General features: G+C 52.5%; 19 protein-coding genes. 11 read left to right on the forward strand and 8 right to left on the reverse strand.

What is annotated here, in order from left to right; genetic code table 11:
• The first annotated feature begins 155 nt into the window (after nt 1-155).
• From NNO02_RS06485 to ghrB, 6 genes are all read left to right on the forward strand, one after another.
• Entirely contained in the window at nt 156-818 is a 663-nt protein-coding gene (locus NNO02_RS06485) for an OmpA family lipoprotein (protein WP_271440388.1), read from the forward strand.
• Nucleotides 819-959: 141 nt separating this feature from the next.
• Nucleotides 960-1,976, forward strand: coding sequence for a LacI family DNA-binding transcriptional regulator (locus tag NNO02_RS06490; RefSeq protein WP_137382048.1), 1,017 nt, complete (start codon nt 960-962; stop codon nt 1,974-1,976).
• A gap of 100 nt (nt 1,977-2,076) precedes the next feature.
• The gene (locus NNO02_RS06495; protein WP_271454438.1) at nt 2,077-2,826 is read left to right on the forward strand and encodes a sugar phosphate isomerase/epimerase family protein; all 750 of its coding nucleotides are present in this window, start codon (nt 2,077-2,079) and stop codon (nt 2,824-2,826) included.
• A 3-nt stretch (nt 2,827-2,829) separates the two neighbouring features.
• Nucleotides 2,830-3,768 carry a sugar kinase gene (locus tag NNO02_RS06500; protein WP_271454439.1) on the forward strand — a complete coding sequence of 313 codons (939 nt, stop codon included), beginning with the start codon at nt 2,830-2,832 and terminating at the stop codon, nt 3,766-3,768.
• Nucleotides 3,769-3,832: 64 nt separating this feature from the next.
• A complete protein-coding gene (locus tag NNO02_RS06505; RefSeq protein ID WP_137382051.1) occupies nt 3,833-5,113 on the forward strand; it encodes an MFS transporter in 1,281 nt (426 codons plus the stop codon).
• A 22-nt stretch (nt 5,114-5,135) separates the two neighbouring features.
• A complete protein-coding gene (ghrB, locus tag NNO02_RS06510; protein ID WP_202037453.1) occupies nt 5,136-6,110 on the forward strand; it encodes a glyoxylate/hydroxypyruvate reductase GhrB in 975 nt (324 codons plus the stop codon).
• A gap of 61 nt (nt 6,111-6,171) precedes the next feature.
• Here the strand turns inward: ghrB and NNO02_RS06515 are convergent, their stop codons facing one another.
• A complete protein-coding gene (locus tag NNO02_RS06515; RefSeq protein WP_271440385.1) occupies nt 6,172-6,882 on the reverse strand; it encodes a DUF3053 domain-containing protein in 711 nt (236 codons plus the stop codon).
• A 380-nt stretch (nt 6,883-7,262) separates the two neighbouring features.
• Between NNO02_RS06515 and NNO02_RS06520 the strand changes: the two genes are divergently transcribed.
• The 3 genes from NNO02_RS06520 to cueP all read left to right on the forward strand — a co-directional run bounded on the left by NNO02_RS06520 (nt 7,263) and on the right by cueP (nt 8,771).
• Complete coding sequence (locus NNO02_RS06520; protein WP_048213664.1) at nt 7,263-7,553, forward strand: HTH-type transcriptional regulator; 291 nt, start codon at nt 7,263-7,265, stop codon at nt 7,551-7,553.
• A 280-nt stretch (nt 7,554-7,833) separates the two neighbouring features.
• Nucleotides 7,834-8,046 (forward strand): transcription antiterminator/RNA stability regulator CspE, encoded by a 213-nt coding sequence (gene cspE, locus NNO02_RS06525; RefSeq protein ID WP_000014594.1) that lies wholly within the window; start codon nt 7,834-7,836, stop codon nt 8,044-8,046.
• 185 nt (nt 8,047-8,231) lie between these two features.
• A complete protein-coding gene (cueP, locus tag NNO02_RS06530; protein ID WP_271454440.1) occupies nt 8,232-8,771 on the forward strand; it encodes a copper-binding periplasmic metallochaperone CueP in 540 nt (179 codons plus the stop codon).
• Between the two features lie 64 nt (nt 8,772-8,835).
• Here the strand turns inward: cueP and glyS are convergent, their stop codons facing one another.
• The 3 genes from glyS to NNO02_RS06545 all read right to left on the reverse strand — a co-directional run bounded on the left by glyS (nt 8,836) and on the right by NNO02_RS06545 (nt 12,230).
• Entirely contained in the window at nt 8,836-10,905 is a 2,070-nt protein-coding gene (gene glyS, locus NNO02_RS06535; RefSeq protein WP_271454441.1) for a glycine--tRNA ligase subunit beta, read from the reverse strand.
• 9 nt (nt 10,906-10,914) lie between these two features.
• Nucleotides 10,915-11,826 carry a glycine--tRNA ligase subunit alpha gene (gene glyQ / locus NNO02_RS06540; protein ID WP_001168551.1) on the reverse strand — a complete coding sequence of 304 codons (912 nt, stop codon included), beginning with the start codon at nt 11,824-11,826 and terminating at the stop codon, nt 10,915-10,917.
• Between the two features lie 95 nt (nt 11,827-11,921).
• On the reverse strand, nt 11,922-12,230 hold the full coding sequence (locus NNO02_RS06545) for a YsaB family lipoprotein (RefSeq protein ID WP_271448740.1): 309 nt from the start codon (nt 12,228-12,230) through the stop codon (nt 11,922-11,924).
• A 170-nt stretch (nt 12,231-12,400) separates the two neighbouring features.
• Between NNO02_RS06545 and NNO02_RS06550 the strand changes: the two genes are divergently transcribed.
• Nucleotides 12,401-13,396 carry an acyltransferase gene (locus NNO02_RS06550; protein ID WP_271454442.1) on the forward strand — a complete coding sequence of 332 codons (996 nt, stop codon included), beginning with the start codon at nt 12,401-12,403 and terminating at the stop codon, nt 13,394-13,396.
• Nucleotides 13,397-13,435: 39 nt separating this feature from the next.
• On the opposite strand, the gene yiaA is transcribed toward NNO02_RS06550, so the two are convergent.
• The 4 genes from yiaA to xylA form a co-directional block, all read right to left on the reverse strand.
• Nucleotides 13,436-13,873, reverse strand: coding sequence for an inner membrane protein YiaA (gene yiaA, locus NNO02_RS06555; RefSeq protein WP_271454443.1), 438 nt, complete (start codon nt 13,871-13,873; stop codon nt 13,436-13,438).
• On the reverse strand, nt 13,874-14,242 hold the full coding sequence (gene yiaB / locus NNO02_RS06560) for an inner membrane protein YiaB (RefSeq protein WP_271454444.1): 369 nt from the start codon (nt 14,240-14,242) through the stop codon (nt 13,874-13,876). It abuts the gene before it with no gap.
• A gap of 169 nt (nt 14,243-14,411) precedes the next feature.
• Complete coding sequence (xylB, locus tag NNO02_RS06565; protein WP_271454445.1) at nt 14,412-15,866, reverse strand: xylulokinase; 1,455 nt, start codon at nt 15,864-15,866, stop codon at nt 14,412-14,414.
• Nucleotides 15,867-15,938: 72 nt separating this feature from the next.
• The gene (gene xylA / locus NNO02_RS06570) at nt 15,939-17,261 is read right to left on the reverse strand and encodes a xylose isomerase (protein WP_271454446.1); all 1,323 of its coding nucleotides are present in this window, start codon (nt 17,259-17,261) and stop codon (nt 15,939-15,941) included.
• Nucleotides 17,262-17,620: 359 nt separating this feature from the next.
• On the opposite strand from xylA, the gene xylR reads away from it, so the two are divergent.
• Complete coding sequence (gene xylR, locus NNO02_RS06575) at nt 17,621-18,799, forward strand: D-xylose utilization transcriptional activator XylR (protein ID WP_048213671.1); 1,179 nt, start codon at nt 17,621-17,623, stop codon at nt 18,797-18,799.
• Nucleotides 18,800-18,839 lie beyond the last annotated feature (40 nt).

The raw sequence follows: 18,839 nt of genomic DNA on the forward strand, positions 1-18,839 counted from the left end.
GCGCTCCTGAATGCGATGTGACGGCTTATTGTTATGCCGTTCAATGTTACTTACAAATTTCAGAGTCTTCCCTGGAATTTTCTTCATGTTCAGACGTCATAATCAACCGCCACGGTCGCTGTGGTAAAGAAGAAAAAAGTCATTAAGGAATTAAGATGAAGAAACGTGTATTTGTTATTGCTGCCATCGTGAGCGGCGCCCTGGCGGTATCTGGCTGCACAACAAACCCTTACACCGGCGAGCGAGAAGCAGGGAAATCCGGCATCGGCGCGGGTATCGGTTCACTGGTTGGTGCGGGTATTGGCGCACTCTCGTCTTCGAAGAAAGATCGCGGCAAAGGCGCGCTGATTGGTGCAGCGGCAGGTGCGGCTGTAGGTGGCGGTATCGGTTATTACATGGATGTGCAGGAAGCAAAACTGCGTGAGAAAATGCAGGGAACAGGCGTGAGCGTGACGCGTAGCGGCGATAACATCATTCTGAACATGCCAAACAATGTCACCTTCGACAGCAGCAGCGCCAACCTGAAACCGGCGGGCGCAAACACGCTGACCGGCGTGGCAATGGTACTGAAAGAGTACAATAAAACAGCCGTCAACGTGTTGGGCTTCACCGACAGCACTGGCAGCCACGATTTGAACATGCGTCTGTCACAGCAGCGTGCCGACTCCGTCGCCAGCGCGTTGATTACCCAGGGCGTGGCAGCGAACCGCATTCGCACTCAGGGTATGGGCCCGGCGAACCCCATCGCCAGCAACAGCACGGCTGAAGGTAAAGCGCAGAACCGTCGCGTAGAGATTACGCTGAGTCCTGTACAGTAATCGTTGAGCCGGGTGGCGGCTTCGCCTTACCCGGCCTACATTCGACATGTAGACCCGGTAAGCACAGCGCCACCGGGCAAATTACTTGCTTCGTCAGATTTTCCCGCTAAGGTATTCTCACTAAATCCAGGGAAATCAGCGATGAGCAAATCAACACGGGCAACCATCAGCGATGTGGCAAAGGCCGCAAAAACCGGCAAGACCAGCATTTCACGCTACCTCAATGGTGAAAAGCATCTGCTATCCGACGCGCTGTTAGCCCGCATTGAAAAAGCCATTGCCGAACTCGACTACCGTCCCAGCCTGATGGCCAGAGGCCTGAAACATGGGCGTACCCGCCTGATTGGCCTGATTATCGCTGATATAACCAACCCCTACTCCGTCAACGTGTTAAGCGGTATTGAAGCCGCCTGCCGTGACAAAGGTTTTACCCCGCTGGTCTGTAACACGAACAACGAAGTGGATCAGGAGCTGCATTATCTCGATCTGCTGCGCAGCTACCAGGTCGAAGGGATCGTGGTGAACGCCGTCGGGATGCGTGAAGAAGGACTGAACCGTCTGCAACAGTCTGCGTTGCCAATGGTACTGATTGACCGTAAGATCCCGGATTTCGCCTGCGATATGGTCGGACTGGATAATACCCAGGCAGCGACCGTTGCCACCGAACACCTGCTTGAACAAGGTTTTGAAGCCATTCTGTTCCTTAGCGAGCCGCTGGGGATGGTGAATACTCGCCGCGAGCGCCTGAGCGCCTTTCGCGCCACGCTCGCACAATCCCCTGGTGTCATCGCACAAAATGCGGAAGTCCCGCTAACGGACAATACGCAACTCGATGACACACTGCGCCAGTTTCACCAGCAGCATCGAGGGATGCGCAAAGCCGTTATCTCTGCCAATGGTGCCCTGACGTTGCAGGTTGCCCGCGCGTTAAAGCGTATTGGTCTCAACTGGGGCAGCGACATCGGTCTGCTCGGGTTTGACGAGCTGGAATGGGCCGAGCTGGCTGGCGTCGGCATCACTACGCTAAAACAGCCCACCTGGCAGATTGGCTACACCGCCGTCGAGCAGGTAGTACGCCGGATCGATGGCGACTCAGACGCAATCCAGGAACAGGTTTTTTCCGGCGAACTGATCGTTCGTGGCTCCACCGCCCGCTAAATTTCCTTCGTGATGGTGATCATAAATTCAACATCACAGGCTTTTCTTTGGAACCGGTTCCATCTAGCGTTATAGCAAGAACGCTAGTTTTGGAGTTTCCATGAAAAGAAAAATTATGGTGGTCACTGCCGCTTACGGCTACGACCAGGTACGCGCCGCAGGTGGGCAAACGGCCCTGCTGCCCATCATTGCCGAAGCCGGTGCTGACGGGGTTGAAATCCGCCGCGAAATGCTGACCGACGCCGAGCTAAAAACACTGCCAACAATGGCCTCTGCTATTGAAATTTTCGGCCTGCTGGCATGCTACTCCGCCCCCGAACCGCTGTTCACCGAAGACGGAAATCTTAATCCTCGCCTTCCGGAACTACTCCAGGAAGCGCAAGCCCTGCAAGCACTGTGGTTAAAAGTTTCCCTCGGCCATTTTGCCCATGACGGACAGTTCGACGTGTTGCGCGAATGGCTGGACAACAGCGGGATGGAGCTGGTTGTCGAAAACGATCAGACATCCTGTGGACGCCTGCAACCGATGAAGCGCTTTAACGATGCCTGTCAGGCATTCAATCTGCCCATTTCTCTGACCTTCGATATGGGTAACTGGCTGTGGGTAGGTGATTCTCCGGAAGAGGCTGCACAGCAGTTGGCCTCAAGCGTTGGATATATCCATGTGAAAGCCGCCACACCACATCGTGACAGTTACCGTGCCATGCCGCCGGATCACACGGAACCACGCTGGCTGGCGCTGCTGGACACGTTGCCCGCAGATGTTCCGCGCGGCATTGAATTCCCCCTGGAAGGGCAAGACTTAACGGCGGTTACCCGTCACTACGTCGCTCTATTACGCAAGGAGTAACACATGAAAAATTCACTGGACGTTGTCACCATTGGTGAAGCGATGGCGATGTTTGTCGCCACGCAAACCGGTGATTTGGCGGACGTGGAACAGTTTATTAAACGCGTTGCAGGCGCTGAACTTAATGTGGCAACCGGACTTGCTCGCCTGGGTCTGAACGTAGGCTGGGTCAGCCGCGTGGGTAACGACAGTTTTGGCCGTTTTATTATTAAGTCGCTGGAGAAAGAAGGGATTGATGCGCAGGGAGTCACTCTGGACGGGCGCTACGCTACCGGCTTTCAGCTTAAATCTAAAGTCGAAAATGGAACCGATCCCATTGTGGAATATTTCCGCAAAGGCTCTGCAGCCAGCCATCTCAGCGTTGAGGATTATCACGATGGGTATTTCTCCAGCGCACGCCACCTGCACCTGAGCGGCGTTGCGGCTGCGCTGTCTGCCAGTTCATATGAACTACTGGCGCACACCGCCCGCACCATGAAGGCCCAGGGCAGGACCATCTCGTTCGACCCGAATTTGCGCCCGGTGCTGTGGAAAAGCGAAGGCGAGATGGTGGAAAAACTCAACCGACTGGCATTCCTGGCTGACTGGGTACTGCCGGGGTTAAAAGAGGGCATGATTTTAACCGGACAACAGACACCAGAAGCCATTGCAGACTTTTATCTGCGTCATGGCGTGAAGGCCGTCATCGTGAAGACCGGGGCTGATGGGGCCTGGTACAAAGCAGCTAGCGGCGAGCAAGGCAGCGTCGCGCCGGTGAAAGTCGACAACGTGGTCGATACCGTCGGCGCGGGTGATGGCTTTGCCGTCGGCGTGATCAGCGCGCTGCTGGAAGGCCGAACGCTGCATCAGGCAGTGACCCGGGGCAATAAAATTGGCGCTCTGGCCATTCAGGTTCAGGGCGACAGCGAAGGATTACCCACACGTGAACAATTAGGGGAATAAATTCCCGGCCAACTCTGTACCCTACAGACAGAGGCGGCGTATCAGCATAACCAGAGGGCAGTCTATGAATAGCTCAACTAATGCAGCAAAACGCTGGTGGTACATCATGCCAATCGTGTTTATCACGTACAGCCTGGCGTACCTTGACCGTGCGAACTTTAGCTTCGCTTCCGCCGCCGGTATCAACGAGGACCTCGGCATTACCAAAGGGATCTCTTCCCTGCTGGGCGCGCTGTTTTTTCTCGGCTATTTCTTCTTCCAGATCCCAGGCGCAATTTACGCCGAACGCCGCAGCGTACGTAAACTGATTTTTGTCTGTCTGATTCTGTGGGGCGCCTGCGCGTCACTGACCGGGATGGTCAGCAACATTCCGATGCTGGCCGCCATTCGCTTCATTCTTGGCGTCGTTGAAGCCGCGGTCATGCCGGCCATGCTGATTTATATCAGCAACTGGTTTACGAAGTCCGAGCGTTCGCGTGCCAATACCTTCCTGATCCTCGGTAACCCTGTCACCGTCCTGTGGATGTCCGTCGTGTCCGGATACCTGATTCAGGCGCTGGGCTGGCGTGAAATGTTCATCATTGAAGGTTTTCCGGCCATCATCTGGGCGTTCTGCTGGTGGGTACTGGTAAAAGATAAACCGTCGCAGGTGGGCTGGTTGTCAGAATCCGAAAAAGCCGCGCTGCAGGCCCAGTTAGAAAAAGAACAGCAGGGTATCAAAGCCGTGCGTAACTACGGCGAAGCGTTCCGTTCACGTAACGTTATTCTGCTGTGCATGCAGTACTTTGCCTGGAGTATTGGCGTCTACGGTTTTGTTCTGTGGTTGCCGTCAATTATCCGCAGCGGCGGTGCCAACCTGGGTATGGTAGAGGTCGGTTGGCTTTCGTCCGTTCCGTATCTGGCCGCAACGGCGGCGATGATCCTGGTTTCATGGGCTTCCGATAAACTGCAAAACCGTAAGCTGTTTGTCTGGCCACTGCTGCTGATTGCCGCTTTCGCCTTTATTGGCTCCTGGGCCGTTGGCGCAGACCACTTCTGGATTTCTTACACACTGCTGGTTATCGCCGGCGCGGCGATGTACGCCCCGTATGGTCCCTTCTTCGCCATCATTCCTGAGATGTTGCCGCGCAACGTCGCTGGGGGAGCAATGGCATTGATCAACAGCATGGGCGCATTAGGCTCCTTCTTTGGTTCCTGGTTTGTCGGCTACCTCAATGGCACCACCGGCAGCCCGTCCGCCTCATACATTTTTATGGGGGTAGCGCTTTTTGTCTCAGTGTGGCTAACTCTTATTGTTAAGCCTGCTAATAATCAACAGCTACCTATTGGCGCACGCCACGCTTAAATTTTAACTTACGGAGATTCGCATGAAGCCGTCCATTATTCTCTATAAAGCGTTACCTGACGATTTACTGCATCGCCTGGAAGAGCATTTTACTGTCACTCAGGTGCCTAACCTGCGTGCGGAAACCGTAGCACAGCACGCCGCAGCCTTTGCCAGCGCGGAAGGCCTGCTGGGCTCCAGTGAAGCCGTCAATACCGCCCTGCTGGAGAAAATGCCCAAACTGCGTGCGACCTCGACCATTTCCGTAGGCTATGACAATTTCGATGTTGAAGCCTTAAACGCACGTAAGGTGCTGCTGATGCACACGCCAACGGTGCTGACAGAAACCGTGGCGGACACGGTAATGGCGCTGGTGTTAAGTACGGCGCGACGCGTGGTGGAAGTCGCTGAACGCGTGAAGGCAGGCGAATGGACAAAAAGCATCGGAGCCGACTGGTTTGGTACCGATGTTCACCATAAGACGTTGGGTATTGTCGGCATGGGACGTATTGGGCTGGCGCTGGCACAACGCGCGCATTTCGGCTTTAGCATGCCGATTCTCTACAACGCGCGCCGCCACCATCAGGAAGCGGAAGAACGTTTCAACGCGCGCTACTGCGACCTGGATACGCTGCTGCAAGAATCGGACTTTGTTTGCCTGATTCTGCCGTTAACGGACGAAACCCACCATCTGTTCAGTACCGAACAGTTTGCCAAAATGAAGTCTTCTGCCATTTTCATTAACGCCGGGCGTGGCCCGGTGGTGGATGAGAACGCACTGATCGCCGCTCTGCAAAGCGGGGAGATTCATGCCGCTGGGCTGGATGTGTTTGAACAAGAGCCGTTGCCGTCAGACTCACCGCTGCTGTCACTGCCGAATGTGGTGGCGGTGCCGCATATTGGTTCAGCCACGCATGAAACGCGCTATAACATGGCGGCTTGTGCTGTGGATAACTTAATTGACGCACTGCAGGGAAAAGTTGAGAAGAACTGCGTAAATCCGCAAGTGGCCAAATAACACAAAAGGCCGGGTAGCATTGGTGCTCACCCGGCCTTTAATGTGTCTTACCGTACGACGATTACTGCGCGGCACTCACCGCAGCAGTCCATGCCTGATTAAATGCCTGATGCTGCGCCGCCAGCGGGCCAATCAGCGTATTGTACTGACTGGCCTGTTGTGAGGTTGGGAACTGGATGCCGTTCGCAACAAAGCTCACCTGCGTATCCTGCTGCGCGATAAAATCGCCTACCTGCACCAACTGCTGCGTGAAAACTTGCGCGGCTGGGATCAGCGGCTGTAACGCCTCTGCCGGTGCGGTCACGACTTTGCTGTAAACCTGATCAAAGACAGGTTTCAGATCATCACCCTGCTTCAGCGCGCCATGGGCAGCATCTGCCTGTAGCTTCGCATTCTGCAACTGTTGTCCTAACACGCCCAGCGCGCCATTTGCCTGACGCAGCGGTTCACGCTGAGTCATGTAATCCTGAGGAACACGGATTGCGTTTACGCTATCAACAACCGGGCGCAGACCGGAGTCCATTGCCTGATTAACCTGCTGTGAATAGCCATAAAGAATCGCGTAATCAGACACAAACGGGCCAAACTGTTTTTTCTGATCGGCAGTAAGCGTCGGTAAACGCTCTCCGCTACGCATTGCAGTATTCTGCAGAAAATCGATAAACGCTTTGCGTTGATCGCCTTCTTTATCAAAACACCCACTCAGGCCAACTACCATTAAGAGCGCCAAAACAGGCGCAAACCAGCGAGAGCAGGACTTACCTGTCGCCATTTTAATACTCCTTTCACCCAAAAATGCGCACAACGACACCCGCGTGCCTGACGTTGACAAGGATAGTCCAGGTCAGCCCCGCAAGATACCCTTTCCGCGTAATCTTGTCGGGGAAAATAACGGTTTCCACCACCCGGTGTTTTGCTCAACAATGCTCCATTCACATAACGGCGGTCTATTTTAGTCATCTTTACAATTGGAAGGGTTCGATCGGAGATCCCGACCTTTATCAGTTCGTTAGCCGACTAAAGGTTGTCACCCGCGATTCGCTGAAACGAATCCACAACGCATACCTTAAATTCGCCTTCATTTTTTCCGACTACTCTTAATGAGCTTCGATGAAATTCACGATCCCGCTGTGTGATTTATAGGAGTTCTCAATGGAATACAAAGATCCTATGTTTGAACTGCTAAGCAGTCTGGAGCAGATTGTTTTTAAAGATGTATCGCAGACAGTTACTCAGACGCAAAAAACCAACCCTTTCGCTGAATTTGAACAACTACGACGAGGGACAGGTTTAAAAACAGATGATTTCGCCCGGGTGATGGGCGTAACGGTCGCGATGGTTCATGAATGGGAGTCTAAACGCGTGAAGCCATCCAGTACCGAATTGAAGTTGATGCGTCTGATTCAGGCAGACCCTCGATTAAGTAAACAGTTGATGGATTGAGCTATTTTTTAATTTTTCTGAAGAACGGTCCGGTAAAAGGGCCGTTCCCTTACGGAGGGTATCCACAAATAAGAAAATAGTAGTTGCATCCACAGGCGTAAAATGAGTTAATGCGCTCAACGGTTTGACGTACAGACCATTAAAGCAGTTTAGTAAGGCAAGTCCCTTCAAGAGTTATCATTGATACCCCTCGTAGTGAGCATTTCCTTTACTGTTAAAAAATCTGTAGAGCACGCCATATCGCCGAAAGGCACACTTATTTTTTAAAAGGTAATACACTATGTCCGGTAAAATGACTGGTATCGTAAAATGGTTCAACGCTGATAAAGGTTTCGGCTTCATCACTCCTGACGATGGCTCTAAAGACGTGTTCGTACACTTCTCTGCTATCCAGAACGATGGCTACAAATCTCTGGACGAAGGTCAGAAAGTTTCCTTCACCATCGAAAGCGGCGCTAAAGGCCCGGCAGCTGGCAACGTAACCAGCCTGTAAGCTTAAAAAGCTCAGAATTCAAGATCCCTGCCAAACGGCGGGGATTTTTTTTATTTGTTCTCCACGCCCCCTCTCCCGAACACGTCTTTGCATTACTTTACCCATCACACCTTTGACCTTTCCCTAAGGGCAAGCTTTATAGTGAGCGAGTTTATATTCCACAATTTTCACAAGGAATTGAAGCTATGTCGAAATCCTCACTGCTGTTATTTTTAGGTTTGCTCACAACCGGTACCGCCTTCGCGGCAACACCGGAAGCCAATTTCCTGGCTGAACACGGACTCAGCGGGAAATCCGTCGAGCAAATAGTCGAGACCATTGACCAATCCCCCCAGAGTCGCCCGCTGCCGTACTCAGCCTCTGTCACCAGTACCGCGCTGAAGCTGTCTTCGGGCGACCAGGTGTATACGATGCCGCTCGGCGATAAGTTCTATCTGTCGTTTGCCCCCTATGAGTGGCAAACGCACCCTTGTTTCAACCACAGCCTTTCCGGTTGTCAGGGAGAAATGCCCGGGAAAAAATTCAACGTCAAAGTGACGGATAGCAAAGGGGATGTGGTTGTACAAAAAGAGATGAAAAGTGGTCGAAATGGCTTCGTCGGGATTTGGTTACCGCGCAATATGACAGGTACCATCGCGGTAAGCTACAACGGTAAAACAGCAGAGTATCCCATTAAAACGATGGAAGATAGCCAGACCTGCCTGACAAAATTACAACTGCGCTAACAGCATAAAAAAATGCCGGATAGCGCAATGCTTATCCGGCATTTTCTAAATCAGCTCAGAACCGTTACTGCAGCAGCGAAATATCCGCAACACGCAGGAATAGTTCACGCAGTTTTTCGAGCATAGAAAGACGGTTAATACGCAGGTCTTTATCCTCTACGTTCACCATCACTTTCTCGAAGAACGCATCGACCGGCGCGCGCAGCTCAGCTAATTCAACCAGCGCTTCCTGATAGTTCCCCGCAGCGAAGACAGGCTCCAGCTTATCGCGCAACACCACAACCTGCATCGCCAGCGCAATTTCTTCTGGCTCTTTCAGCGTTGCTGCATTGACACGCTCATTCAGCGTTTCTTCGGACTTCGCCAGGATGTTCGATACACGCTTGTTCGCCGCAGCCAGCGCGGACGCGGCTTCCAGCGTACGGAAGTGCGAAACCGCCTTCATACGCGCATCGAAATCAGCCGGACGAGTCGGACGACGCGCCAGCACGGCCTGAATGGTATCTACGGTATAGCCTTCGTCCTGATACCAGGCGCGGAAACGACCCAGCATGAAGTCGATAACGTCATCCACCACGTTGGCGTTGGTCAGCTTGTCGCCATACAGACGTACCGCTTCTTCCGTCAGCGTTTGCAGATCCAGATTCAGGTTCTTCTCAACGATGATACGCAGCACGCCCAGCGCGGCACGACGCAGTGCAAACGGGTCCTTGTCGCCTTTCGGATGCTGACCGATACCGAAAATACCCGCCAGGGTGTCCATCTTATCGGCAATCGCCACCGCACAGGCAACCGGGTTAGACGGCAGGTCATCACCGGCGAAGCGCGGCTGATACTGCTCGTTCAACGCGACGGCCACATCTTCCGCTTCGCCATCATGACGCGCGTAGTGCATGCCCATTACGCCCTGGGTGTCAGTGAACTCGAAGACCATGTTGGTCATCAGGTCGCACTTGGACAGCAGGCCAGCACGCGTTGCGTGGTTTACATCAGCGCCAATCTGTTCGGCAATCCAGCCCGCCAGCGCCTGAATACGGTCAGTCTTGTCACGCAGCGTACCCAGCTGTTGTTGGAACAGCACGGTTTGCAGACGCGGCAGATTGTCTTCCAGACGTTTTTTACGGTCAGTATTGAAGAAGAACTCGGCATCTGCCAGGCGCGGACGAACCACCTTCTCGTTACCGGAGATAATCTGGCTCGGGTCTTTCGATTCGATGTTAGCAACGAAGATAAAGTTCGGCAGCAGCTTGCCGTCGTTCGCATAAACCGGGAAGTACTTCTGGTCACCTTTCATGGTGTGTACCAGCGCTTCAGACGGCACCGCGAGGAATTTCTCTTCGAACTTCGCAGTCAACACTACCGGCCATTCCACCAGCGAGGTGACTTCTTCCAGAAGGCTTTCGCTCAGGTCAGCGTTACCGCCAATCTTACGCGCTGCTTCTTCAGCATCGGCTTTGATTTTCGCTTTACGCTCAGCGTAATCCGCGATCACTTTGCCACGCTCACGCAGGATTTCTGGATACTGATCGGCAGAATCGATGGTGAATTCCGGCTCGCCCATAAAACGATGACCGCGGATCACGCGATCGGACTGAATCCCCAGAATCGTTGCCGGAATCACTTTGTCGCCCAGCAGCAGGGTCACAGTGTGAACCGGACGCACGAAGTGGACGTCAGACGCCCCCCAGCGCATCAGTTTCGGGATCGGCAGCTTCGCCAGCGAAGCCGCAATCATGTTCGGCAGCAGCGCTTCAGCGCTTTCGCCTTTCACGTGCGCACGGTACAGCAGCCACTCACCTTTATCAGTGGTCAGACGCTCAGCCTGATCAACGGTGATACCGCAACCACGCGCCCAACCTTCCGCCGCTTTACTCGGTTTACCTTCAGCATCAAACGCCTGGGCAATTGCCGGGCCGCGTTTTTCAACTTCACGGTCAGGTTGCGCTTCAGCCAGGTTCGCGACTTTCAGCGCCAGACGACGCGGCGCGGCGAACCACTCAACGTTGCCGTGCGCGATGCCAGCGTTATCCAGCTCCGCGGTGAAGTTCGCAGCAAAGGACTCAGCCAGGCTGCGCAGTGCTTTTGGTGGCAGCTCTTCAGTGCCGATTTCCACCAGAAAAGTTTTCTCAGACATGGCCGCCTCTTATTTGTCTTTGTTGCACATCGGGAAGCCAAGGGCTTCACGGGAAGCGTAGTAAGCTTCTGCCACTGCTTTGGTCAGCGTGCGAATGCGCAGGATATAGCGCTGGCGCTCGGTGACGGAGATGGCTTTACGCGCATCCAGCAGGTTGAAGCTATGGGCGGCTTTCAGAATACGTTCATACGCAGGCAGCGGCAGTGGGTTTTCCAGCGCCAGCAGTTGCTGTGCTTCTTTCTCGTACTGCTCGAAGCAGGTGAACAGGAAGTCCACATCGGCGTATTCGAAGTTGTAAGTGGATTGCTCCACTTCGTTCTGATGGAACACGTCGCCGTAGGTTGTTTTGCCCAGCGGACCGTCGCTCCAGACCAGGTCGTAAACGCTGTCTACGCCCTGAATGTACATAGCCAGACGTTCCAGACCGTAGGTGATTTCCCCGGTAACTGGCTTACATTCCAGACCACCAACCTGCTGGAAGTAGGTGAACTGCGTGACTTCCATGCCGTTCAGCCACACTTCCCAACCGAGACCCCAGGCACCCAACGTCGGGTTTTCCCAGTTATCTTCCACGAAACGGATATCGTGAATGGTCGGGTCCATACCCAGCTCTTTCAGAGAACCCAGGTACAATTCCTGAATATTGTCCGGTGACGGCTTAATCACTACCTGGAACTGATAGTAGTGCTGTAAGCGGTTCGGGTTTTCGCCATAGCGGCCGTCGGTCGGACGACGAGAAGGCTGCACATAAGCAGTCGCCATCGGTTCCGGCCCCAGTGCACGCAGGCAGGTCATTGGGTGAGATGTCCCCGCGCCGACTTCCATGTCCAATGGTTGAACGATGGTGCAGCCCTGGCGAGCCCAGTAATCCTGTAAGGTCAGGATCAAGCCCTGGAAGGTCCTGGTATCAAACTTTTGCATATTATTTCGTGCTGGATACGTGTGGATTTAAAGGAAGCGATCAGTATACCCGCTGGCTGCAAGATATACAGTACGAAACGGGAAAAAGGGGGAACTTAGCGCATGGAAAGGTGCAAAAACTGCCCGTCTGCATCAAATGAGCAGACAAAACTCTCTTTACGGAAGGTAGAACCGCGCATCTCATAGCTACCCTGGAATTGCTCAAGACCGGTGATAGCAATTTTCTGGGCACCCGTATTATAAAGCTCCGATGCTTCACTTTTGCACAATGACTCCATATCCAGTGAACGCGTGGCAGTAATTTTGACCTTTTGCGCTTTCTGCACGGGTGCTGAAGATTGTGGATCGGCGCACCCCGCCAGCAGCAGCGTGAGGATTGCTGGAAAGAAATACTTCATCATCATTTTATTACCGCCTGGTTTACTGGTCAGTCTTATTATTAGTGTCTGGAAACAGATCCTATTGTGAGAATCTCCCCAGGCCATCACAAGCTTTAGCGTAATAACTCGGATTAATCCAGTGAGCGACGTTCGCAAATACCGGTCAGACTTTTTTAATGAAAACAGAGGAACTGATGCAGCCCAAAATTTTCTGGATTGATAACTTACGCGGGATAGCCTGTTTAATGGTTGTGATGATTCACACCACGACCTGGTACATCACCAATGCGCAAAGCGTCAGCCCGGTAAATTGGGATCTTGCCAATGTGCTAAATTCTGCTTCTCGCGTTAGCGTCCCGCTGTTTTTTATGATCTCGGGTTATCTCTTTTTTGGCGAACGCAGCGCCAGACCGCGACATTTCATCCGCATTACGTTGTGCATACTGTTTTACAGCACCGTTGCACTGGCCTACATCCTGCTGTTTACCTCGATCAACGCTGAGCTATCGTTGAAAAACCTGCTACAAAAACCGGTGTTCTACCACCTGTGGTTTTTCTTCGCTATTACCGTTATCTACCTGGTATCCCCGTTAATTCAGGTGAAAAATGTCAGCGGAAAAATGCTGCTGGCATTGATGGTCGTGATTGGCGTTATTGCCAATCCCAATACCGTATCGCAAAAATTGGGCAGCTTTGAGTGGCTACCCATCAACCTGTACATCAGTGGCGATACCTTCTACTACATTCTGTACGGCATGCTGGGTCGGGCAATTGGCATGATGGAGACACAAAAGCGCTCACTCACCTGGCTCTGTGCAGCGTTGTGTATCATCGCCGTGTTTGTTATTTCCCGCGGGACGCTGCATGAGCTCCAGTGGCGAGGTAATTTTGCCGATACCTGGTATCTCTATTGTGGCCCGGCGGTATTTATCTTTGCTGCATCGCTCCTGACGTTGGTCAAAAACACGCTCAGTACACGCACACTGCCCATACTGGGGCTTATTTCCCGTCACTCGTTAGGTATTTACGGTTTCCACGCGCTGATCATTCATGCGCTACGTACCCGCGGTATTGAACTCAAAAACTGGCCACCGCTGGATATGCTATGGATTTTTAGCGCTACGCTGGCGGGCAGTCTATTGCTTTCCATGCTGCTACAGCGCATCGATACGCGCAGACTGGTGAGCTAAAAGAAAAGCCCTCGATCGGTAACCATCGAGGGCATACGGTCACTCCGTAAACTCTTCTGCGACCGCCAACGATTCTTTTGGATGCTCAAAGCCACCATCACGGATATTTTTCTGCACCGCTACAGTACCAAAAAGACTCAAAAAGAAGGCCAGGCCGTAAAATCCTTTTTCATTTAGCAGCAGCGTGGCATTCCACAAACCAATAACCAACAATGCAACTGCAATAACAAACGCGGCCAGACAGGTTACGTAGTAAATCGGCGTAGTCGGGATCCCCTCATATTTATCCCTTACCGTCTTTTGATACGACGCAGCAGAAAACAAACCAAGCACCAAAACAGCAAAGTAATACCCCTTTTCATTCAACTGCATATCGGCGTTCCACAATCCCAGCAGATAAACCACAATACCGCCGAGCAGCGCGACCCATGACACAATGCTAAATGCGGGTGAATAAGTTGATGTCCTGTTTTCCATTTAGAGTTCCTGTCCTTTAGATAAATATTCTGCTGAACGCATGAGTAAAACCTGCCCCAGTAAACTCACAAAGAATGCCGCCGGGTATAACCCCATTTCGAGGGGGGCTAACGGGGCATTCCACACCCCCACCAGCAGTAACCCAACGGTTATTAGCGTCACCATCTGACACACGGAAGCGAAACGTTCGTCGTTCTGATTGAGATTTACAGCACGCTGATAAGCGTACGTCACAAACATTCCTGTCATCAGCACGCCGAAAAAATAGCCTTTGCCACTCAATAACGGACACGCCCGCCATAAGCCAATAACGTAAATGAGTGCGCCGGAAAGAAACAATAGCCATGGCAATAGCCGCGTCGTCTTCATCGGGATCTCCTTATCCTCTACCACGGATACAATATGAATAACCCACTCAAGACAACACAGAAAAACGCTATCCAACTGAAATTTCAGAATACATTTATGCACATGAGCTATTGATTCAATGGAAACATATATGAGAAAAATCCCCTCTGCTCATCAGAGGGGAACACGATCAGGACATTAAGGGCAGCAATTGCTGATAGATACGACGGAAGGTTTCCCGACGTTGTTGATAACGAGCATGATGCTCTGCATCAGGATAATGCGCCTGCTCCAGCACCAGTTGAGGCAGTAAGTCAGAGAGTGGTTGTTGTGGATTCATCGCAATTTGCGCCAGCCGTGCTGCGCCCAGGGCAGGACCGACATCTCCGCCTGTACGGTAATCCAACTGCAGCCCGCTGATATCGGACAACATCTGCCGCCAGTATTCGCTACGCGCCCCACCACCGATGAGCGTAATGCTGGCCGGTGTAACGCCACAGGCATGTACCACATCCATACCGTCAGCTAAGGCAAATCCCACACCTTCAAGTACCGCTCGCGCCAGTTCTGCCGGACCATGCTGATGCGTCAGGCCAAAAAAGACACCTTTCGCCTGCGGGTTATTGTGCGGCGTACGTTCACCTGACAGATAGGGCAAGAACCAGACCGGTTCAGCCTGCTCATTTGCCTGCTGTGCGGCATCAATCAACGCAGGTACGCTTGCCAGCCCGGTTAATTTTGCCGCCCAGTCGAGGCAGGATGCGGCGCTCAGCATCACCGACATCAGATGCCACCGTTCAGGCAGCGCGTGGCAAAAGCTGTGTACCGCACTTTCTGGTTTACTGAGAAAGCCGTCGCTTACAGCAAAGTAGACGCCGGACGTACCCAATGACAGCATCGCCTGGCCTGCATTCATCATCCCTACGCCAACCGCACCCGCCGCGTTATCGCCACCACCGGCAACGACCGCAACTTCTGACATGCCCCAGGATTGCGCGACAGCAGGCAACAGCGTTCCGGTAATCGCACTGCCCTCGTACAAGGCCGGCATATGTGCGCGAGTCAGTTGACACGCAGACAACATGACGTCACTCCAGTCACGTCTCGCGACATCCAGCCACATCGTACCTGCGGCATCCGACATATCGCTGGCAAACTCTCCGGTCATACGCAGACGCAGATAATCTTTCGGCAGCAAGACTTTATCAACCTGGCTGAAAATATCCGGTTCATGGCGCTGAACCCACAGCAATTTAGGGGCGGTAAAGCCAGGCATCATCAGATTGCCGGTAATCACACGAGATTGCGGCACCTGATTTTCCAGCATCACGCATTCTTCAGCGCAGCGACCATCATTCCACAGGATTGCCGGACGCAGAACCTTCTGCTGCTTATCAAGCAGCGTCGCGCCGTGCATCTGCCCGGCAATACCTAACGCCTTTACCTCGCTGAGAGAATATTGCTGGCCCAACGCTTTTACAGCACGATCCGTCGCCAGCCACCACTGTTCAGGATCCTGCTCCGACCATAATGGATGAGGCCGGGAGACGGTCAATTTCTCCGTGTGCGAGGCCACCACATCGCCCTGCTCGTTCAGCAGAATGGCCTTTACGCCTGATGTACCAAGATCTATCCCGATATACATAGGGTATCGTTCCTTAAAGAAAGGCCCGGTAGCGAATCGCTATCCGGGCTTACGGACGTACTCGGCAGTCCGTTATTTGTCGAACAAATAATGGTTTACCAGATTTTCCAGCTGTTCCTGATGGCCGCTCTGATGCACCGGTGCCAGGTTATGTTGTTCAGCGTACTGCGCAATTTCCGTCAGCGTCATCTGACCTTTCAGAATTTGCTGGCCCAGCTCACCATTCCAACCGGCATAACGTTTTGCCACGCGCTGATCCAGGCCACCGTCTTCAATCATACGGGCCGCAATTTTCAGCGACAGCGCCATGGTATCCATCGCCCCAATATGACCATAGAACAGATCGTATTTATCGGTACTCTGACGACGGACTTTGGCATCAAAGTTCAGGCCACCTGTGGTAAATCCGCCCGCTTTCAGGATTTCGTACATGACCAGCGCATTCTCTTCTACGCTGTTCGGGAATTGGTCGGTATCCCAGCCCAGTTGTGCGTCGCCACGGTTCGCATCGACGGAACCAAATAGCCCCAGAGCAATCGCCGTAGCGATTTCGTGGTGGAACGAATGCCCTGCCAGCGTGGCATGGTTTGCTTCAATGTTCAGTTTGATCTCTTTTTCCAGACCGAACTGCTTCAGGAATCCGTAAACGGTCGCGGCATCGTAGTCATACTGGTGTTTAGTGGGTTCTTGCGGCTTCGGTTCGATCAGTAAGGTGCCCTGAAAACCTATTTTGTGTTTATGCTCGACCACCAGTTGCATAAAGCGGCCAATCTGCTCACGCTCCTGACGCAGGTCGGTATTAAGCAGCGTTTCATAACCTTCACGGCCGCCCCACAGAACGTAGTTCTCACCACCTAATCTATGTGTGGCATCCATGGCAGTCACGACCTGCGTGGCCGCCCAGCTGAAGACTTCCGGGTCCGGGTTAGTCGCCGCACCTGCGCCATAACGTGGGTTAGTAAAGCAGTTTGCCGTACCCCACAGCAGTTTCACGCCGCTCTGTTCCTGTTTTGCCGCCAGCACATCCACCATCTGGGCAAAGTTATTTTTATACTCTTTCAGTGACGCGCCTTCAGGCGAGACGTCAACATCATGGAAGCAGTAATAAGGCACATTCAGCTTATGGAAAAACTCAAAGGCCACATCCGCTTTACGTTTTGCCAGCGCCAATGCTTCACCCGGCTGTTGCCACGGACGGTCGAAGGCCCCCATACCGAACATATCCGCGCCGTTCCAGCAGAAAGTGTGCCAGTAGCAGGCGGCAAAACGCAGATGATCTTCCATGCGCTTGCCCAGCACGATTTCATCAGGGTTGTAATGGCGAAATGCGAGTGGGTTAGTGGATTTTGTACCTTCAAAACGAACGCGATCGAGTTGGTCAAAATAAGCCTGCATAATAAGCTCCATAATCAGGTAATACGGCAAGTAAACTGCGATACAGTCATACTGGAATTTCCTGATTTATTGCTCAATTACGTTATTTCACACCGCCATTAAGAGAATACCCAAATGTGCGCTGGCTCCCAAAAATTCACACTGAATAAGCAATTAAAAAAGCGATCGCGATCGGCTCTTCATCAATAAACAAAAAACCATAATACGCAGATAAGAAATGACAATTGTCTTCCTGGTCGGGGTGTGTGAATTTTGCGTAGCGTTACGCAAATAAGAAATTTGTCACGCTTCATCAAGTAGTCGCACCTGCGGTTTTGGTAGTATCGACAGGCCACGTTAACCTTTCAGGATAGGCTCTTATGTTTGATAAACGACACCGCATCACCCTATTATTTAATGCTAATAAAGCCTATGACCGCCAGGTGGTAGAGGGCGTAGGTGAATATTTACAGGCATCGCAATCCGAGTGGGATATATTCATTGAGGAAGATTTCCGTGCCCGTATTGATAATATCAAAGACTGGTTAGGCGACGGTGTTATTGCTGATTATGACGATGATGACATTGCGCAATTACTTGCCGATGTCGATGTTCCCATCATCGGTGTCGGTGGTTCCTACCATCTTGAAAGCGATTATCCACCCGTCCATTACATTGCGACTGATAACCATGCACTGGTGGAAAGCGCTTTTTTGCATCTAAAAGAAAAAGGGGTCAACCGATTCGCATTTTATGGTCTGCCCTCTTCCAGCGGCAAGCGCTGGGCTGCCGAGCGTGAATATGCCTTTTGCCAGTTGGTCGCCAAAGAGAAGTACCGTGGCGTTGTTTATCAGGGGCTGGAAACCGCACCAGAAAACTGGCAGCACGCTCAAAATCGACTGGCGGACTGGCTGCAAACTTTACCCCCGCAAACCGGTATTATCGCCGTAACCGACGCGCGTGCGCGGCATGTTCTGCAGGCCTGCGAGCATTTGCATATCCCGGTGCCGGAAAAACTGTGTGTCATTGGGATCGATAACGAAGAACTCACCCGTTACCTGTCCCGCGTCGCACTGTCCTCCGTTGCTCAGGGCGCGCGACAAATGGGCTATCAGGCGGCAAAACTTCTGCACCGCTTACTGGCGAATGAAGAACTGCCGCTGCAACGCATTCTGGTGCCTCCGGTACGCGTCGTGAATCGTCGTTCAACCGACTATCGCTCACTGACCGATCCCGCTGTCATTCAGGCAATGCACTTTATCCGCAACCATGCCTGTAAAGGCATCAAAGTCGAACAAGTGCTGGATGCAGTTGGGATTTCACGTTCGAATCTCGAGAAGCGCTTTAAAGACGAGGTCGGGGAGACCATCCACGCCGTGATTCATGCCGAAAAACTGGAAAAAGCGCGTAGCCTGTTGATCTCCACGACGCTCGCGATAAACGAAATTTCACAAATGTGCGGCTACCCGTCGTTGCAGTATTTCTATTCCGTTTTCAAGAAAGAGTATGACACGACGCCAAAAGAGTACCGTGACATGAACAGTGAGGTGTTGCTGTAAGGGGAATTGTGCCGGATAGCGGTTTCGCCTTATCCGGCCG

It is taken from the genome of Citrobacter sp. Awk 2 (assembly GCF_028069815.1).
Classification (GTDB): domain Bacteria; phylum Pseudomonadota; class Gammaproteobacteria; order Enterobacterales; family Enterobacteriaceae; genus Citrobacter.

Excerpts from the sequence above, each read along its gene's own strand:
- NNO02_RS06545 (WP_271448740.1), bottom strand. The coding sequence starts at position 12,230 with ATGATGATGAAGTATTTCTTTCCAGCAATCCTCACGCTGCTGCTGGCG.
- yiaB (WP_271454444.1), bottom strand. The coding sequence starts at position 14,242 with ATGAAGACGACGCGGCTATTGCCATGGCTATTGTTTCTTTCCGGCGCA.
- cspE (WP_000014594.1), top strand. The coding sequence starts at position 7,834 with ATGTCCGGTAAAATGACTGGTATCGTAAAATGGTTCAACGCTGATAAA.
- NNO02_RS06495 (WP_271454438.1), top strand. The coding sequence starts at position 2,077 with ATGAAAAGAAAAATTATGGTGGTCACTGCCGCTTACGGCTACGACCAG.
- NNO02_RS06520 (WP_048213664.1), top strand. The coding sequence starts at position 7,263 with ATGGAATACAAAGATCCTATGTTTGAACTGCTAAGCAGTCTGGAGCAG.
- NNO02_RS06550 (WP_271454442.1), top strand. The coding sequence starts at position 12,401 with ATGCAGCCCAAAATTTTCTGGATTGATAACTTACGCGGGATAGCCTGT.
- cueP (WP_271454440.1), top strand. The coding sequence starts at position 8,232 with ATGTCGAAATCCTCACTGCTGTTATTTTTAGGTTTGCTCACAACCGGT.
- xylA (WP_271454446.1), bottom strand. The coding sequence starts at position 17,261 with ATGCAGGCTTATTTTGACCAACTCGATCGCGTTCGTTTTGAAGGTACA.
- NNO02_RS06500 (WP_271454439.1), top strand. The coding sequence starts at position 2,830 with ATGAAAAATTCACTGGACGTTGTCACCATTGGTGAAGCGATGGCGATG.
- NNO02_RS06490 (WP_137382048.1), top strand. The coding sequence starts at position 960 with ATGAGCAAATCAACACGGGCAACCATCAGCGATGTGGCAAAGGCCGCA.
- NNO02_RS06505 (WP_137382051.1), top strand. The coding sequence starts at position 3,833 with ATGAATAGCTCAACTAATGCAGCAAAACGCTGGTGGTACATCATGCCA.
- glyS (WP_271454441.1), bottom strand. The coding sequence starts at position 10,905 with ATGTCTGAGAAAACTTTTCTGGTGGAAATCGGCACTGAAGAGCTGCCA.
- xylB (WP_271454445.1), bottom strand. The coding sequence starts at position 15,866 with ATGTATATCGGGATAGATCTTGGTACATCAGGCGTAAAGGCCATTCTG.
- ghrB (WP_202037453.1), top strand. The coding sequence starts at position 5,136 with ATGAAGCCGTCCATTATTCTCTATAAAGCGTTACCTGACGATTTACTG.
- NNO02_RS06485 (WP_271440388.1), top strand. The coding sequence starts at position 156 with ATGAAGAAACGTGTATTTGTTATTGCTGCCATCGTGAGCGGCGCCCTG.
- yiaA (WP_271454443.1), bottom strand. The coding sequence starts at position 13,873 with ATGGAAAACAGGACATCAACTTATTCACCCGCATTTAGCATTGTGTCA.
- NNO02_RS06515 (WP_271440385.1), bottom strand. The coding sequence starts at position 6,882 with ATGGCGACAGGTAAGTCCTGCTCTCGCTGGTTTGCGCCTGTTTTGGCG.
- xylR (WP_048213671.1), top strand. The coding sequence starts at position 17,621 with ATGTTTGATAAACGACACCGCATCACCCTATTATTTAATGCTAATAAA.
- glyQ (WP_001168551.1), bottom strand. The coding sequence starts at position 11,826 with ATGCAAAAGTTTGATACCAGGACCTTCCAGGGCTTGATCCTGACCTTA.